This window comes from Polynucleobacter wuianus (assembly GCF_001659725.1).
Taxonomy (GTDB): Bacteria; Pseudomonadota; Gammaproteobacteria; order Burkholderiales; family Burkholderiaceae; genus Polynucleobacter; species Polynucleobacter wuianus.
Genome location: NZ_CP015922.1, coordinates 1,386,242 through 1,402,400, shown reverse-complemented (window position 1 = coordinate 1,402,400; position 16,159 = coordinate 1,386,242). Strand labels below are relative to the sequence as shown.

Here is a 16,159-nt window from a genome sequence, read left to right as displayed (position 1 = left end):
TGGAAGAGTTATCTCGCCAGCGATTTCCCTGGGACGAATAAGTTCAGGTAGCTTAAAGATTAAATCTCGAGGTTATCAATCAAGCGGGTTTTACCAAGCTTGGCCGCTGTGAGAATCACGAGCGGTTCGCCAGATTGAAGGCTTTCGTTAGATGCTGGAGCTAAATCGCTTTGCTGCCGAATGGCAATGTAATCAGGCTTCCAGCCACGACCAACTAATTTGACAACGGCAGCCTTTTCCAGTTCGGATAAAGCATTTGTATTGCGTGAGTTCAGTTGTAGAACTTGTTCACGAACCTCTTGAAGTGTTCTTTGTAATTCTGGTGCTTCAGCGCGCTCCTCTGTGGATAAGTAGCCATTGCGGGAGGAGAGGGCTAGACCATCATCAGCGCGAATGGTTTCACCGGGAATGATATCTACTGGCAAAGCAAATTGCTTGGCCATCTGGCGAATAATCATGAGCTGTTGGTAATCTTTTTTACCAAATACAGCAACCTTTGGCTGTACGCAAGAAAAGAGTTTGAGAACTACTGTGCAAACCCCTTTAAAGAAACCGGGGCGGAACTCACCTTCGAGGATGTCACCTAACTGCTGTGGTGGGTCAACACGATATTCCTGGGGCTGTGGATAAAGATCGCGCTCAGTCGGAGCAAAGAGGATGTAGACACCTTCTTTTTCCAGCTTATCGATATCGGCCTGCATTGTACGGGGGTAGCTATCGAAGTCTTCGTTAGGACCAAACTGCAAACGGTTTACAAAGATGCTCGCTACGACTGGATCACCATGTTGTCTCGCCAAGCGCATCAGTGAGAGGTGACCTTCATGAAGATTCCCCATGGTCGGTACAAATGAAGCGCGGTTTTGACCCCTTAAGTGGTCCCGTAACTCTTGAATGTCGCTAATGATTTTCATGCAACAGGCGTATAGGCTAGACGCACATAGATTGGTGCGTATGGCTCAGCTTGGGTAATCTCGATTAAAGCTTCACGAGAGAGCTCTAGCATTGCAATAAAGTTCACAATCACTACTGGAATGCCATTACCTGACTTAATCGCATCTTCAAATAATTCACCAAACTCAATGAATTTTGTACCTTGTAAGCGACGCAGGATGCGGGTCATAAAGTCACGGACGGAGAGGGATTCACGCGTAATCGTATGGTGCTGATTGAGTTTGGCCCGGTGCAGAACATCACGCCAAGCCATTTGCAAGTCATCTAGGTTCACTTCAGGCCAAGTGATTGCCACGGTTGTATCAACAAAGCCATGCGCTACTTGGAAATCACGACCTTGTTGCGGAATCTGGTCAAGTTCTTGAGCGGCCAGTTTCATGCGCTCATACTCTAGGAGGCGGCGGACTAATTCTGCGCGTGGATCTTCTACTTCTTCTTCGCTATCTGCTTTCTTCATCGGTAGCAGCATGCGAGATTTAATCTCAATCAACATCGCTGCCATCAATAAGTACTCAGCCGCAAGTTCAAGATTGTGATGACGAATTTGGTCTATATAGCTCAGGTACTGTTGAGTAACTTGAGCCATCGGTATATCGAGAACGTTAAAGTTCTGCTTACGAATTAAATATAGCAAGAGGTCGAGTGGACCCTCAAATGCTTCTAGAAAAACTTCTAGTGCATCGGGCGGAATATAAAGATCGGTAGGAAGCTTAAAGAGAGGTTCGCCATAAAGTTTGGCGAATGCTTCCGACATTCCATCGGTTACTGATGGAGTGCTATCGAGTAAATCTGGTATTGGCTGAGTACTTGGCTCAGTCATTAGAGTAAACGTAAGCGCGTTGTTTTAATTTGGCGGCTTTAGCGCGACGCTGATCTTCAACGGTCAATGGCTCTTTGTCCCATAAGAGGGCGCGACCGGCTTGTTGGGCTGCCTCGAGGTGTGGCTTCTCGGTTTTGAGTTCATTTAAGAACTGGGTGAATTCAGATTGATATCTTGCCATGGTATTTCCTAAAATACTTAATAAAATCAATAACTTATTAATTTAATTCCAAAAGTTATCTGGGGACTACGACCACCATTATAGGTGCTTTTTAGGCCCTTTTTTACAAGTTTGCAGCCAGCAGAGCCTCAATTTGAGGAGCCTCAACCCGGGTCATGAGGTGCTTATAGGCCTTAATAGGGCTCTTGCTGGAAAGCGAGGAATTGATATCTCCCCAAGATTGTGGTGCCAGGGACAGGAATTCTTCTACTCCTGCTGCTACCTGTGGGATCACTGGCTTGAGATAGAGGCTTAGCATGCGGAAGGCTTCTAAGGTCACGCTGCAAACTCGTTGTAAGTCGGATTCACGCGCAGGATCCTTCCCAATTTCCCAGGGCTTGTTTTCATCCACAAAACCATTGACCTTGTCAGCGAGCTCCATAATCAAACGTAATGCTTTTGCAAACTCGCGTCCTTCGTAAAGTGCAGCAATTTTTTCACTAGCTGCGGCAATTTCTTTGACTAATGGATTGTCCATTGCCTCATCAGATACAACACCACCAAAACGTTTTACTAAGAAGCCTGCACTGCGACTTGCAATATTGATGTATTTGCCTAACAAGTCGCTATTTACACGAGCCACGAAGTCTTGAAGATTTAAATCTAAATCCTCCATGCTGTCATTTAATTTTGTAGCAAAGTAATAGCGGAACCACTCAGGATTAAATCCACACTCAATCACACTGTTCGCAGAAATCAATGTGCCACGTGACTTACTCATCTTTTCACCGTCGACGGTTAAGAAGCCATGTGCAAATACATTGGTTGGTGTGCGATAGCCTGCAAACTGCAAAGTGGCAGGCCAAAATAGAGTGTGGAAATACAGAATATCTTTACCAATAAAATGGTATTGCTCAGTAGTAGTATCGGGCTTTACCCACTCATCAAAATTCAGGCCCTTAGCCTGACAGTAGTTGAGGAAGCTGGCGTAATAGCCAATAGGGGCATCAAGCCATACATAGAAGTATTTACCTGGTGCATCAGGGATCTCAAAGCCGAAATACGGGGCATCGCGGGAGATGTCCCAGTCACCTAGTTTGCTCTCGCCAGGCTCGCCAACCCACTCTTTCATCTTATTGCGAGCTTCCGGCTGTAAAGGCGTTTTGACTTGAGTCCACTCGCGCAAAAATGCTTCGCAGCGTGGATCAGACAACTTAAAGAAGTAGTGGTCAGAAATCTTTTTTATCGGTGTTGCACCGCTCACGACGGAGAAGGGATTCTTCAAATCGGTTGGTGAATAAGTTGCGCCACATTTTTCGCAGTTATCGCCATATTGATCTTTGGCGCCACACTTTGGGCACTCACCCTTAATGAAGCGATCAGGTAGAAACATTTCTTTAACGGGATCATAAGCTTGCTCAATCGCACGCTTTTCAATCAAACCAGCATCGCGTAGCTTGATATAAATACTTTGTGCTAACTTTTCATTCTCAGGGCTATCGGTGGTGTAGTAGTTGTCGAATGAAATAAGAAAGTTATCAAAGTCACGCTTATGCTCTTTCCATACAGTGGCGATGAGTTCTTTTGGTGTAAGACCTTCTTTTTCAGCACGTAGCATGATGGGAGTGCCGTGAGTGTCATCGGCACCTACGTAATGAACTTCGTGACCACGCATGCGTTGAAAGCGAACCCAAATATCAGTCTGTACGTATTCCACCAAATGACCAATATGGATCTGACCATTGGCATACGGTAGAGCAGAGGTGACTAGGAGGCGACGCTGGGAGCTACTCATGTGAAGCGGTCTTCAATCAGGAATGACAGGGTTAAATTAAGGTTTAATCCGCAATTATGCGGGCTCGAGCAGTAATTTTAGTCTGCGGTTAAAGTAAAACCCCGATTAGTCTCGATAAAATTGAGTTTAAACCCCATTTAGAAGGCGCTTCATGTCAGTGGTGGCAGCAAAACCGAACATTCAGATGTCAAATGCCTCCGTGCCCTTAGTGCATGAGGTGAAGATATTAGATGAAGCAGGTCGTACTAAGCTGGCTCATATCCCAGGGGAGCGCCCACTGACAATCTACTTAGACAAGCGGGAGGTAGTTACCTTAATGACCCTAGGCAGTGCTCCAGAGGCTCTGGTCTTAGGTTATTTGCGTAACCAACGCCTAGTCGAGTCACCCGACGATATTGAGAGTATTCAGGTGGATTGGGAGACGGATTCAGCCGCCGTTAAGACTCGTCGAAGCACGGTAGATATTGACGCTCTCACCAGTAAGCGGGTTGTGACCACAGGCTGTGGTCAAGGCACCATGTTTGGTGGCCTGATGGAGGAAATGTCGGAGATTCGCCTGCCTGATGGACCCCAGTTATCCCAAGAGTCAATTATTGCTTTAGTGGATGACATCCGAGTCCATGACACGATCTACAAGAAGTCTGGCTCAGTCCACGCCTGCGCAGTCTTCGAGCGCACTCCAGAAGGTGGTGTCAAACTTTTGTACTTCATTGAGGACGTTGGTCGCCATAATGCGGTCGACTCAATTTCCGGATTGATGTGGCTGGCAAATAAACCCGGCAAAGATTTGATCTTCTTTACCACGGGGCGCCTCACTTCAGAAATGGTGATTAAAGGCGCTCAGATGGGTGTTCCTTTCTTGCTCACGCGCTCGGGTGTCACCCTCATGGGCTTGGAGCTAGCCCGCAAGACCAATCTCACTATCTTATCTCGCTGCTCGGGCAAACACTTCGAGATCTACAACGCCCCTGAGCGGGTGGTTTTTAACCAAAAAACCCAATAAATTCGTGGGCAGGTGAGGGCGAAGGTTTTACAATTCGGCCATGACTATTAAATCTGACCACTGGATCCGCCGCATGGGCGAACAAGGCATGATCAGCCCATTTGAGCCTGGGCAAATCCGCCAAGACGCAGCAGGCAACAAAATCGTTAGTTATGGCACATCAAGTTATGGCTATGACATTCGTTGTGCAGACGAATTTAAGATCTTTACCAATATCAATAGCACGATTGTTGACCCTAAGAATTTCGATGAACAATCATTCGTAGATTTCAAGGGTGATGTCTGCATCATTCCACCAAATTCATTTGCTTTGGCAAGAACGGTGGAGTATTTCAAGATTCCCCGTAGCGTATTAACCGTTTGCGTTGGTAAGAGTACATATGCACGTTGCGGAATTATTGTGAACGTCACCCCATTCGAGCCGGAGTGGGAGGGTTATGTCACATTAGAGTTTTCTAATACCACCCCATTGCCTGCAAAAATTTATGCAGGCGAGGGTTGTGCACAAGTACTCTTCTTTGAGAGCGATGAAGTGTGTGGCACTTCTTATAAAGATCGCGGTGGTAAATATCAAGGTCAGCGGGGCGTGACCCTGCCAAAGACCTAATCTACACACGGTAGTGGAAAAATTTCACCTTGGTCGCCGCCCCGAGCGGATTAACCTTGATGAATATCGCGCTACGCTGACGCGCTCAGCGGTAGCCCGTCCTGAGAACAACTTCTACCATTGGCTATTGGGCACAAGTTGGTCCAAGTTTCTGCTATTGGTTATTTGTGTGTATCTAGGAACCAATCTTTTATTTGCGTTAGCTTACTTGACTTGTGGCCCTGGGGCCATCACAAACACCAAGGCCGGATCTCTGATTGATGTTTTTTACTTCAGCGTACAAACCATGGCAACCATTGGTTATGGTCAAATGACTCCAGTAGGACACTGGCCTAACTCAATTGTCACCTTTGAGGCTTTCTTTGGCATTGTGTATTCGGCGCTGACTACTGGTTTGGCGTTTGCACGCTTTACGAGACCTACTGCAGGAGTGCGTTTTACCAAGGTGGCGGTAGTGGGTAATCACGATGGCGTGAAGACACTCAAGTTTCGGGTTGCCAATGACCGCAGCTCCCATATTGTGGAGGCGCAGTTACGTCTGTGGTTGATTGCAGAGAGCATGACCTCTGAGGGTGAGCGCTATCGTCGTTCTGTGGAACTTCCTTTGCATCGATCTGAGAGTCCAGTATTTTCTTTGACCTGGACAGCAATGCATAGTGTGGATGAATCTAGCCCTTTAAATGAGTATTTGGGTGGCGGTGTTATGCGCAGCCATTGGCATTTGCTTATTACTTTTACGGGCTATCACGAGAGCTTAGCAAACCAAGTCTATGCGCGCCATGTTTACTTACCTAGAGATGTGCAGCAAAATGCGACATTTGTCGATATAGTCACGGTTTTACCGGATGGTGGCCGAGTCATTGATCTAGCCAATTTTGAGAAGTGGGTTCCGAATTCATCGGACAAAACAGCAGGGGAGTATTTATGAAATTTCGTTTCCCAATCATCATCATTGATGAGGATTTCCGTTCCGAAAATATTTCGGGTTCAGGTATTCGCGACCTAGCAGAGGCTATTGAGAATGAAGGTATGGAAGTTATTGGCCTCACCAGCTATGGAGACCTGACTTCTTTTGCTCAGCAGGCATCTCGCGCTTCCTCTTTTATTGTGTCAATTGATGACGAAGAGTTTGTCTCTGACTCTGAAGATCATGATTTACCAGCATTAAATAATTTGCGCGCATTTATTACTGAAGTGCGCAAACGCAATGAAGATATTCCAATCTTCTTATATGGTGAGACTCGTACCTCACGTCATATGCCAAACGATATCTTGCGTGAGTTGCATGGCTTTATTCATATGAATGAAGATACCCCAGAATTCGTAGCGCGTCACATTATTCGTGAAGCTAAGGTCTATCTCGATTCTTTAGCACCACCATTCTTCCGCGCATTAACTAATTACGCTTCTGAAGGCTCTTACTCTTGGCATTGTCCGGGTCACTCCGGTGGCGTAGCTTTCTTAAAGAGTCCAGTCGGTCGTATGTTTCATCAGTTCTTCGGCGAGAATATGCTACGCGCAGACGTTTGCAATGCCGTAGAAGAATTGGGTCAGCTACTAGATCATACTGGCCCGGTGCTGCAGAGTGAGCGCAATGCTGCCCGCATCTTCAATGCCGATCATTTGTTCTTTGTGACCAATGGCACATCTACTTCTAACAAAATTGTGTGGCACTCAACAGTTGCCCCGGGAGATGTTGTTCTGGTTGATCGTAACTGCCATAAATCAGTGATTCATTCCATCACCATGATGGGCGCAATCCCAATTTTCTTGATGCCCACCCGTAATCACCTTGGCATTATTGGTCCGATTCCCAAAGAAGAATTTGAGTGGAAAAATATCAAGAAGAAGATTGATGCCAATCCATTTATTAAGAATAAGGATGTTGTGCCACGTGTGATGACGCTGACGCAAAGTACTTATGATGGCATCGTGTACAACGTCGAGATGATTAAAGAGATGCTCGATGGCAAAGTGGACTCGTTGCACTTTGACGAAGCTTGGTTGCCCCATGCCGCTTTCCATCCTTTCTATAAAGATATGCATGCGATTGGTTCTGATCGTAAGCGCACCAAAAAGAGTTTGATGTTTGCAACTCAATCAACTCATAAGTTATTGGCTGGTTTATCACAAGCTTCACAAGTTCTGGTGCAAGATGCTGAGGATACGAAGCTAGATCGCGACTGCTTTAATGAGGCGTACTTGATGCATACCTCGACCAGTCCACAGTACGCAATCATTGCGTCTTGTGACGTGTCAGCAGCAATGATGGAATCTCCTGGTGGTACCACTTTGGTTGAGGAGTCGATTGCTGAAGCAATGGATTTCCGTCGCGCCATGCGTGAGGTTGACGATAAGTTTGGTGCGGACTGGTGGTTCAAGGTCTGGGGTCCAGATCATTTAGCAGAAGAGGGCATTGGCGAGCGCTCTGATTGGGTGCTAGAGCCGAATGCAAACTGGCATGACTTTGGCAAGCTCGCTAAAGACTTCAACATGCTTGATCCGATTAAAGCGACTGTTGTGACACCAGGCTTAGATATCGAGGGCAACTTTGGATCGATGGGTATTCCTGCAAGTATCGTAACGAAATACCTTGCAGAGCATGGCGTGATTGTTGAGAAGTGCGGACTATATTCTTTCTTTATCATGTTTACGATCGGCATCACCAAAGGTCGCTGGAATACGCTTGTAACCGAGTTACAACAGTTCAAAGATCACTTTGATAAAAATGCTCCGCTGTGGAAAGTGTTGCCTGAGTTTGTGGCAAAGCACCCACGCTATGAGCGCGTTGGTTTAAAGGATATTTGCCAGCAAATTCATGAGTTTTATAAGAGTCGTAACGTAGCTCGCATGACAACTGAGATGTATACCTCAGATATGGAGCCCGCCATGATGCCTTCAGAAGCATGGGCAAAGATGGCGCACAAAGAAGTTGATCGCGTGCCTCTAGATCAATTGGATGGCCGTGTTACTGCAATGTTGGTTACCCCATACCCTCCAGGTATTCCACTTTTGATTCCCGGTGAGCGCTTTAATAAACGGATCGTCGACTACCTTTATTTCGCTAGGGACTTTAATGCAAAGTTCCCAGGTTTTGAGACCGATATTCATGGACTTGTGAAGGCTGATGTGGATGGTCGTAGCGAATACTACGTGGATTGCGTCAGACAAGAACATGACATTACGCTTTAACGGTTTGCAGAATTAGAAGCCCCGTATTAACGGGGTTTTTTATTTGACCGGCTTATCCAATTGGAAAGTCACTGGCGCATCTTCATCTACTTTATTTGCCGGTGCATCTGATTTATTTTCTTCGCCAGTGAAGTTGAAATCCTGACTCTGAATGACTGCAGCGGGTTTATCCAAAAAGGTAGTTACCAGTGCTGGGAAAGCCATTACAAGCACCACCATGATGAGCTGCAAGCCTACCCAAGGTAAAGCGCCCCAATAGATATCGCTACTCTTTACTTCTTTGGGAGCTACACCTCTGAGATAAAAGAGGGCGAAGCCAAAAGGGGGATGCATAAATGAAGTTTGCATATTCACACATAGCATCACTCCAAACCAAACAAGCGCTGCACTGGCGGCTGCTTGCGGATTGCCGTTCATAGAGTCAAGCAATACAGGCGAGAGTAATTTGACTGCTACTGGTGCCAGCATAGGCACTACGATGAAGGCGATTTCAAAGAAGTCTAAGAAGAATGCCAAGAAAAAGACGAAGAGGTTGACGACAATCAAAAATCCTACCCAACCACCAGGCAGGCTAGAGAAGAGTTCTTCAACCCAATGGCCGCCATCTACTCCCTGAAACACGACTGAAAAGCAAGTAGAGCCAATTAAAATAAAGACCACCATTGCAGTAATGCGCATGGTGTTTTGATAAGCCTCTTGAACAAGCCCTTTGAGGTTGGGGATGCTGGCCCTTCTTAACCAAGCTAGCAGCAGTGCGCCCATCGCACCCATCGCACCGGATTCAGTAGGGGTGGCAATACCGGTCATGATGGTGCCAAGAACCAGGAAGATCAATACTGCCGAAGGAATAATGCCCATTAGGCATTTTTTCCAAAGAGTCCAGCCCTTGAGGGTCAGAGCACTCTCTGGAACGGGTGGTAAATCATTCGGACGAATACGCGCCAAGAAGAAGGTGTAGAGCGCAAATAAGGCAATCTGCAAAAGCGATGGACCCCAAGCACCAAGATACATGCTGCCCACATCTGCGCTACCACTTTGAGTTTTGAGTTGATCCGCTAAGACAATCAGAACTAATGAGGGTGGGACTAATTGGGTAATTGTTCCGGATGCTGCTAGAACGCCTGTGGCGTAGCGCATGTTGTAACCATAACGCATCATTACCGGCAGGGAGATCATCGCCATAGCGATCACCTGAGCTGCTACAGTGCCAGTGATTGCCCCGAGAATGAAGCCAACAATGATGACGGAATAACCTAAGCCACCGCGCACACGGCCAAAGAGTTGGCCCATCGAGTCCAGCATTTCTTCTGCAAGGCCACAGCGCTCTAGAATCGCGCCCATAAAGGTAAAGAAGGGAATAGCCAAGAGAAGATCATTCGCTAGTACGCTACCGAAGATGCGCTGAGGAATAGCTTGCAAAAAAGCCATGCCAAAAAAGCCTTCGCTCATTGCGATCACGGAAAAAAACAGGCCCGCCGCCATTAAGGAGAAAGCTACTGGAAAGCCTATCAACATAAAGATGATGAGGCCGCCAAACATGAAGGGGGGCATCCACTCCAATGGAATCATTGCATAGGCTTTTCGTAATGAAGGTCTTCGGCTGGCAAGACAATCTCACCTTTGAGTGCCCCGATTCGTTTGATGATTTCTGATAAGCCTTGTAAGCTCAACATGAAGAATCCAAAGGGCACAACAAATTTAATCGGATAACGCGCTAGACCACCAGAATTCATCGAATGTTCCATGACTAACCAGGATGGATAAAAGAGCGTAGTCCAGGATAGCCAGGTAAACAGCAAACAGGCTGGCATTAAAAAACAAAGCAATCCAAAAAGGTCTACCCAAAGACGACCACGATCGGATAGTTGGGAATAAATTAGATCGACGCGGACATGTTCATTGCGCTTGAGGGTGTATGAGGCACCCAACATGACTGCTGCGCTAAAGAGATACCACTGTAGCTCTAATGGCCAGTTGTTGCTGATATCGAATCCATAGCGAAGCAGGGCGTTGACGGCAGATACTACGCAGGATAGCAAGATCATGATGCTAGCGGCTTTGCCTAGCAGTTGATTAATGCGATCGATGCCCGCAGAGAGCTTAGACCAAAACCCCATGTGATCTAGAGATCTGTACGACCCCGTTTGATTGCAGCGATTACTTGTGAGGGTGCTGTACCACCAGCGTGCTGGCGAGACTGCACAGAGCCATCAACCGTGAGTAGTGCAAATACATCATCACCAATCAGTTCTGGGCGATTATCTAAACCGCATGCAAAACGCAACTCAGATAAGCTTAAATCGGTCAGCATGCAGTTTCTGCCAACACAGGCTTTGACGGCATGGGCAACCGCTTCGTGTGCATCACGGAATGCCAAGCCTTTTTTTACTAGGTAGTCGGCTAAATCAGTAGCGGTAGCAAAGCCTTCTTCGGCAGCAGCTCTCATAACATCAGCTTTGACTTCAATATGTGGAACCATGTCAGCAAAGATACGCAAGGTATCTTGCACGGTATCGACAGCATCGAACAAAGGCTCTTTATCTTCCTGGTTATCTTTGTTGTAGGCAAGAGGCTGACTCTTCATAAGTGTCAATAAAGATATTAAGTCCCCATAGACGCGACCTGTTTTACCGCGTGCCAATTCTGGAACATCAGGGTTCTTCTTTTGCGGCATGATCGAGCTACCGGTGCAGAAGCGGTCAGGCAAATCAATAAAGCCAAAGCGTGGGCTGAGCCAGAGTACGAGCTCTTCAGACAGGCGTGAGACATGCATCATCAAGATCGATGCAAAGGCGCAGAATTCAATCGCAAAGTCGCGATCAGACACAGCATCTAAAGAGTTATTACAAATACCATTAAAACCTAGAGTCTTAGCTACTTGCTCGCGATCAATTGGATAGGTAGTGCCAGCTAAAGCAGCAGCACCTAAAGGTAAGCGATTAAAACGTGCACGCAAATCAGCAAGACGACTTGAGTCACGACTAAACATTTCGTAATAAGCCATCAAGTGGTGGCCGAAGGTAATCGGTTGCGCTACTTGCAAATGTGTGTGACCAGGCATGATCGTGCCAGCATGTTTTTCTGCAAGATCTAATAAAGCGGTACGTAAAGTTTTAAGGGTGGCTGCAATTTCATCCACACTGCCACGCAACCATAAACGTAAATCAGTTGCTACTTGATCGTTTCTTGAGCGTCCAGTATGCAAACGTTTGCCAGCATCACCAACGAGCTCGGTGAGGCGTGCTTCGATATTGAGGTGCACATCTTCCAGCGCTAACTGCCAGTTAAATTCACCTGCCTCGATTTCGCTCTTGATCTGAGCCATTCCTTTTTGAATGCCAGCTAAATCTTGGGCACTGATGATCTTTTGGGCTGCCAGCATTTGGGCGTGGGCGAGGGAGCCGGCGATATCGACTAAGGCAAAGCGTTGATCAAAGCCGATAGAGGCTGTATAACGCTGAACGAGTTCGTCAACGGGTTCGTTAAAACGGGCCGACCAAGCTTGGGCTTTGTTGGCTAGGGAATTTTTGGATGAGCTCATAAACACAGTATATTGGTGTAGGTCTTTGATTATTTTAAATGTTATGTCCCAAACCCTGAATTCTTCATCTACATCCGCCACTCTGGAAGCCCCAAAGCGCTTAGTTATTGCTTCCCGCGAAAGTCGCTTGGCCATGTGGCAGGCCGAACATGTGCAGGCATGCCTTAAAAAGCTCTATCCAGGGTGTGATGTGCAGATTCTGGGCATGACCACCCGGGGTGACCAAATATTAGATCGCGCCCTCTCCAAAGTAGGTGGCAAAGGTCTTTTTGTTAAAGAATTAGAAACTGCCCTTGAAGACGGGCGGGCAGATTTGGCGGTGCACTCTCTCAAGGATGTACCGATGGTCATGCCCGAAGGCTTTGATCTTGCCTGTGTGATGGCCAGAGAAGATGCGCGTGACGCTTTCGTCTCAAATGATTATGCGAGCTTAGAAGATCTTCCTAAAGGGGCAATCGTCGGCACCTCAAGCTTACGACGCGAGTCTGTCCTACGCGCAAAATTTCCTCATTTAGAAATTCAAGCTCTGCGTGGCAACTTAGATACCCGTATGAGTAAGTTAGATCGCGGTGAATACCAAGCCATTATTTTGGCCGCCGCTGGATTAAAGCGTTTGGGTTTAGCAAGTCGCATTCGCGCCTACCTTCCATATGATCCCTACACACCAGCTGCAGGGCAAGGCGCACTTGGTATCGAAACTTTGAGCAAGCATCCCAATATCAAGCAGTGGCTAGCGCCCCTGAATGACTTACCGACCCTGTATGCGGTTTCAGCGGAGCGTATGGTCTCTCGTCAGTTGGGAGGCTCCTGTGAAGTGCCTCTAGCGGCTTATGCTTTATGGGATCAGGGTCAAATGCAAATACGCTCTTTCGTAGCAAGCGTTGATGGTAAAGCTATTTGCTTAGCTAATGGCAATGCCAAAGTGCAATCAGTCGATGATGCAGAAGCCCTAGGCCTTGCGGTTGCAAAAGATTTACTTGCACAAGGTGCAGCAGATTTGATTCCAAAGATTACTAAGTAAAATTTAGCAACAATAACGATGAGCACTAAAACTATTGTTATCACGAGACCCAGTGGTCAGGCTCGTCAGTTAATTGAATTGCTATCGCAGACTATTGAAAAAAGTGGTATCACGAAGCGTAGTCTTCCAGACATAGTGTCTCTTCCTTTGCTCACGATTGTTCCTAAAGATGATGAGCAGCTCGCTGATCACATTGCTAGTGCATTAAAAGATGCTGATCTAGCAATCTTCGTGAGCCCCAATGCGGTTGAATCTGTCATGCGTTTACTTGAGCGAGATTGGCAGGATTTCTCCAAGAAAATTATTCCCATTGGCGTCATGGGCGGCAGTAGCGCGATGGCCTTGAAGAACCATGGTATCGGCTTGGAGCTCAGCCCAACCCCAGTAGTCGTGCCAAAAAACAATGAGCAATGGGATTCAGAAGGTTTGTGGCAAGAGTTGCAAAGCTTGAAGTGGAATTTGCCCACAAAAAAGATTGTTATCTTTAAGGGTGAGGGTGGCCGTGACTGGTTGGCAGATACGCTCACAAAAGCGGGTGCAATAGTCGAGGCAATATCTACCTACACTCGAGTACCTTTGGATGAAAAGAATCCAGCATGGCATGCCATACGCGAGATGGATATTTCTAAATCGCTGTGGTTGTTGACTTCATCGGAAGCAGTGCGTTATTTGGGGCAAGTTGCGAACAATCAATTAGAGGGGCTACAAAGTGCTAGCGCCTTATGTCCTCATCGCAATATCGCTAATGCAGCAGAAGCGATTGGGTTTGGTGAGGTATTTATAACTGAGCCTGGCGATGAAGCTCTGATTAAAGCCACATTGGCGTGGCTCTCGATTTGATACTGAATATCTCTTAAAAGGCTGAGTAATTTAGTAGTGCTGGTAAGAAGATTTCATTGACCAAAATGGGGTGCCCCTTCAAGCGATATAGGGTCCGACGTGCCCACAAGGGTGAGCTCAGGCCCACGTAATTCCGCGAACATTTTTTCCATAAAGCACTTCTTTTATTAAGGCGCGCTATGTCTCGTGGTGGCTTCGCTTTGGAGTGCATTCGTGTTTTAGCAAACAGCACCGCACCTAATGGCTTGGTACCTAAGCGCAATACGGAGTGATTACTACCGCTCGAACTCAAAGTGGGGATGACGCTATGTGCCATCACCAAAGGAATATTGTTTGCGCAGAGTAGGACCTCACGAACGCGGCAACGTCTGATCTTGAAATGAAAATAGCGACTCTCGTCGCTATTTAAGGTTTGAGGGCAGTCGCGCAAAACCTGAACTTGCAGTTTTTGACCAATCACTTTCTCAATTTTTTGGGTTAAAGACCCAGTATCACTTAGCCATGGTTGCCACTTTCTTGGCGCCCGATGAATTTCACCGGAACCGACTCGATTCCATGCAGAACGGAGACGATTGCGGTGAGTCATGTTTAGCTACCGCTGAAGTTGCGACGTTGACCGCCGGACTTTGGTTTAGCAAAGCGTGGGCCACCCGCTGGACGAGCTGGACGTGAATCCGCAGAACGTGCAGGGCGGGAGTCAGCAGAGCGTACAGGGCGTGAATCGCCAGAACGACCACCACTGTTGCCACCATTACCGCCACCAGAACCACCGCCACCAAAGCGTGACTCAGAGCGTGCGCCAGAGCCGTAACGACCACCACCACCACCTGAACGGTTACCACCAAAGCCGCCGCCAGAGCGACCACCAGGACGACCGCCACCACCAAAGCTAGGCTTAGCTTGTGGCTCAAGACCCGCGATAACAGAAGCAACAATATCTTGCTGTGTAAAGCGCTCGATATTTCGAATCTTGGCACGATCACGATGTTCAACCAAAGTAATTGCTACACCATTGCGACCGGCACGACCGGTGCGGCCGATGCGGTGTGTATAGTCCTCGGGTTTCATTGGCAAGCCAAAGTTAATTACGTGACTAATACGTGGCACATCAATACCACGAGCCGCTACGTCAGTCGCAACCAAAATCTTGGTATGACCTTTACGTAAAGACTCAAGGCGGCGCATACGCACAGCTTGAGGCATTGCACCGTGAAGAGCAGTTGCTTCGTAACCGTTTGCACGCAATGTGTCAGCGATTTTTTCGCTTTCAACTTGGGTACTTGCAAACACCACTGCTTGATCTAGAGAGGCGTCAGCCAAAATATGCTCAAGTAGCTTGTGCTTATGTGACATGCTGTCAGCCCAGTGCAATTTCTGCTCAATGTTGGCGTGCTTTTCACCTGCGTGAGCAAGTTCAATACGCTTAGCGTCTGTGGTCAACTCATTGGCTAAAGACATAATCTTTGGCGCAAACGTTGCAGAGAACATCAAGGTTTGGTCGCGACCAGCGCAACGCTTATCAATGGCTTCGAGATCGTCAGCAAATCCCATGTCGAGCATGCGATCAGCTTCGTCAATCACGAGCTGCTTAACATCATCTAAGCGAATTGCTTTGCTATCGCACAAGTCGAGCAAACGACCTGGGGTTGCAACAACTAGCAGTGCACCTTTCAATGCTTGGATTTGTTTACCATAAGGCATGCCACCCATAACAGTGGCAATGCGAATACCTTTCATACCGCGAACTAAATTTACTGCGTCGGCGGCAACCTGTTGAGCTAATTCGCGGGTAGGGCAGAGCACTAACACTTTCGGTTGCGCGCGACCTGGTACAGGTGAATTATTTGGGTTACTTTCAATCAGTTGATTAATTAAAGGCAATAAAAAGGCTGCGGTTTTACCGCTACCGGTTTGGCTGCTGACCAATAAGTCACCGCCAGCTAAAGCAGCAGGAATAACCTGAGCTTGAACAGCAGTAGCTTGGGTAAAACCCAGTTCAGCAACGTTTTTAAGGAGTGATGCCGCTAGGGCGAAATTCTGGAATTCTGATCCAGCGCTCTTTGAGTCTTGCGACTCGTGTTTAGTTTCTTTAGAAAAAGTCATGCTATTACACATCCCCTTAAAGGGATGTCTCCGTATGTTGCACCCATGGTTTTTTATAGGATGCGATGGTCAAAGGCATCGACCATCAGACAAGCGGCAGCGCGTTTTTTGGACTTCGGTGTTTAT

Annotated in this window: 15 protein-coding genes; 6 read left to right on the top strand and 9 right to left on the bottom strand. The window is 47.2% G+C overall.

Annotated elements, in window-relative coordinates; all coding sequences use genetic code 11:
* Window positions 1-59: 59 nt before the first annotated feature.
* The 4 genes from panC to metG form a co-directional block, all read right to left on the bottom strand.
* Entirely contained in the window at window positions 60-911 is an 852-nt protein-coding gene (gene panC / locus A8O14_RS07230) for a pantoate--beta-alanine ligase (protein WP_068948884.1), read from the bottom strand.
* Entirely contained in the window at window positions 908-1,771 is an 864-nt protein-coding gene (locus A8O14_RS07225) for a segregation and condensation protein A (RefSeq protein WP_068948883.1), read from the bottom strand. The genes panC and A8O14_RS07225 overlap by 4 nt, the downstream gene beginning before the upstream one ends.
* Window positions 1,764-1,952: a DUF3460 family protein gene (locus tag A8O14_RS07220; protein ID WP_068948882.1), complete on the bottom strand. Its 189-nt coding sequence runs from the start codon at window positions 1,950-1,952 to the stop codon at window positions 1,764-1,766. The genes A8O14_RS07225 and A8O14_RS07220 overlap by 8 nt, the downstream gene beginning before the upstream one ends.
* Window positions 1,953-2,055: 103 nt before the next feature.
* The gene (gene metG, locus A8O14_RS07215) at window positions 2,056-3,726 is read right to left on the bottom strand and encodes a methionine--tRNA ligase (RefSeq protein WP_082913136.1); all 1,671 of its coding nucleotides are present in this window, start codon (window positions 3,724-3,726) and stop codon (window positions 2,056-2,058) included.
* Between the two features lie 151 nt (window positions 3,727-3,877).
* On the opposite strand from metG, the gene A8O14_RS07210 reads away from it, so the two are divergent.
* The 4 genes from A8O14_RS07210 to A8O14_RS07195 are packed head-to-tail and all read left to right on the top strand — an operon-like array spanning window position 3,878 to window position 8,528.
* Window positions 3,878-4,729 (top strand): formate dehydrogenase accessory sulfurtransferase FdhD, encoded by an 852-nt coding sequence (locus A8O14_RS07210; protein ID WP_068948881.1) that lies wholly within the window; start codon window positions 3,878-3,880, stop codon window positions 4,727-4,729.
* A gap of 40 nt (window positions 4,730-4,769) precedes the next feature.
* The gene (gene dcd / locus A8O14_RS07205; RefSeq protein WP_068948880.1) at window positions 4,770-5,336 is read left to right on the top strand and encodes a dCTP deaminase; all 567 of its coding nucleotides are present in this window, start codon (window positions 4,770-4,772) and stop codon (window positions 5,334-5,336) included.
* A 13-nt stretch (window positions 5,337-5,349) separates the two neighbouring features.
* On the top strand, window positions 5,350-6,264 hold the full coding sequence (locus A8O14_RS07200; protein ID WP_082913135.1) for an ion channel: 915 nt from the start codon (window positions 5,350-5,352) through the stop codon (window positions 6,262-6,264).
* Window positions 6,261-8,528: an arginine/lysine/ornithine decarboxylase gene (locus A8O14_RS07195; protein ID WP_068948879.1), complete on the top strand. Its 2,268-nt coding sequence runs from the start codon at window positions 6,261-6,263 to the stop codon at window positions 8,526-8,528. Before A8O14_RS07200 ends, A8O14_RS07195 begins: the two co-directional genes overlap by 4 nt.
* A gap of 39 nt (window positions 8,529-8,567) precedes the next feature.
* Here the strand turns inward: A8O14_RS07195 and A8O14_RS07190 are convergent, their stop codons facing one another.
* From A8O14_RS07190 to argH, 3 genes are read right to left on the bottom strand one after another with little or no spacing between them, the layout of a single operon-like run.
* A complete protein-coding gene (locus A8O14_RS07190; protein WP_068948878.1) occupies window positions 8,568-10,097 on the bottom strand; it encodes a TRAP transporter large permease in 1,530 nt (509 codons plus the stop codon).
* Window positions 10,094-10,645 carry a TRAP transporter small permease subunit gene (locus A8O14_RS07185; protein ID WP_068948877.1) on the bottom strand — a complete coding sequence of 184 codons (552 nt, stop codon included), beginning with the start codon at window positions 10,643-10,645 and terminating at the stop codon, window positions 10,094-10,096. The genes A8O14_RS07190 and A8O14_RS07185 overlap by 4 nt, the downstream gene beginning before the upstream one ends.
* Before the next feature lie 5 nt (window positions 10,646-10,650).
* The gene (argH, locus tag A8O14_RS07180) at window positions 10,651-12,069 is read right to left on the bottom strand and encodes an argininosuccinate lyase (protein WP_068948876.1); all 1,419 of its coding nucleotides are present in this window, start codon (window positions 12,067-12,069) and stop codon (window positions 10,651-10,653) included.
* 55 nt (window positions 12,070-12,124) lie between these two features.
* Between argH and hemC the strand changes: the two genes are divergently transcribed.
* Both hemC and A8O14_RS07170 read left to right on the top strand, forming a co-directional pair.
* The gene (gene hemC, locus A8O14_RS07175; protein ID WP_068949769.1) at window positions 12,125-13,090 is read left to right on the top strand and encodes a hydroxymethylbilane synthase; all 966 of its coding nucleotides are present in this window, start codon (window positions 12,125-12,127) and stop codon (window positions 13,088-13,090) included.
* An 18-nt stretch (window positions 13,091-13,108) separates the two neighbouring features.
* On the top strand, window positions 13,109-13,930 hold the full coding sequence (locus tag A8O14_RS07170; RefSeq protein ID WP_068948875.1) for a uroporphyrinogen-III synthase: 822 nt from the start codon (window positions 13,109-13,111) through the stop codon (window positions 13,928-13,930).
* A gap of 13 nt (window positions 13,931-13,943) precedes the next feature.
* On the opposite strand, the gene A8O14_RS07165 is transcribed toward A8O14_RS07170, so the two are convergent.
* Together A8O14_RS07165 and A8O14_RS07160 are read right to left on the bottom strand one after the other, a co-directional pair.
* Complete coding sequence (locus tag A8O14_RS07165; RefSeq protein ID WP_068948874.1) at window positions 13,944-14,516, bottom strand: chorismate--pyruvate lyase family protein; 573 nt, start codon at window positions 14,514-14,516, stop codon at window positions 13,944-13,946.
* A 2-nt stretch (window positions 14,517-14,518) separates the two neighbouring features.
* Complete coding sequence (locus A8O14_RS07160; protein WP_068948873.1) at window positions 14,519-16,033, bottom strand: DEAD/DEAH box helicase; 1,515 nt, start codon at window positions 16,031-16,033, stop codon at window positions 14,519-14,521.
* Window positions 16,034-16,159: the final 126 nt, after the last annotated feature.

Excerpts from the sequence above, each read along its gene's own strand:
- panC (WP_068948884.1), bottom strand. The coding sequence starts at position 911 with ATGAAAATCATTAGCGACATTCAAGAGTTACGGGACCACTTAAGGGGT.
- A8O14_RS07225 (WP_068948883.1), bottom strand. The coding sequence starts at position 1,771 with ATGACTGAGCCAAGTACTCAGCCAATACCAGATTTACTCGATAGCACT.
- A8O14_RS07220 (WP_068948882.1), bottom strand. The coding sequence starts at position 1,952 with ATGGCAAGATATCAATCTGAATTCACCCAGTTCTTAAATGAACTCAAA.
- metG (WP_082913136.1), bottom strand. The coding sequence starts at position 3,726 with ATGAGTAGCTCCCAGCGTCGCCTCCTAGTCACCTCTGCTCTACCGTAT.
- A8O14_RS07210 (WP_068948881.1), top strand. The coding sequence starts at position 3,878 with ATGTCAGTGGTGGCAGCAAAACCGAACATTCAGATGTCAAATGCCTCC.
- dcd (WP_068948880.1), top strand. The coding sequence starts at position 4,770 with ATGACTATTAAATCTGACCACTGGATCCGCCGCATGGGCGAACAAGGC.
- A8O14_RS07195 (WP_068948879.1), top strand. The coding sequence starts at position 6,261 with ATGAAATTTCGTTTCCCAATCATCATCATTGATGAGGATTTCCGTTCC.
- A8O14_RS07190 (WP_068948878.1), bottom strand. The coding sequence starts at position 10,097 with ATGATTCCATTGGAGTGGATGCCCCCCTTCATGTTTGGCGGCCTCATC.
- A8O14_RS07185 (WP_068948877.1), bottom strand. The coding sequence starts at position 10,645 with ATGGGGTTTTGGTCTAAGCTCTCTGCGGGCATCGATCGCATTAATCAA.
- argH (WP_068948876.1), bottom strand. The coding sequence starts at position 12,069 with ATGAGCTCATCCAAAAATTCCCTAGCCAACAAAGCCCAAGCTTGGTCG.
- A8O14_RS07170 (WP_068948875.1), top strand. The coding sequence starts at position 13,109 with ATGAGCACTAAAACTATTGTTATCACGAGACCCAGTGGTCAGGCTCGT.
- A8O14_RS07165 (WP_068948874.1), bottom strand. The coding sequence starts at position 14,516 with ATGACTCACCGCAATCGTCTCCGTTCTGCATGGAATCGAGTCGGTTCC.
- A8O14_RS07160 (WP_068948873.1), bottom strand. The coding sequence starts at position 16,033 with ATGACTTTTTCTAAAGAAACTAAACACGAGTCGCAAGACTCAAAGAGC.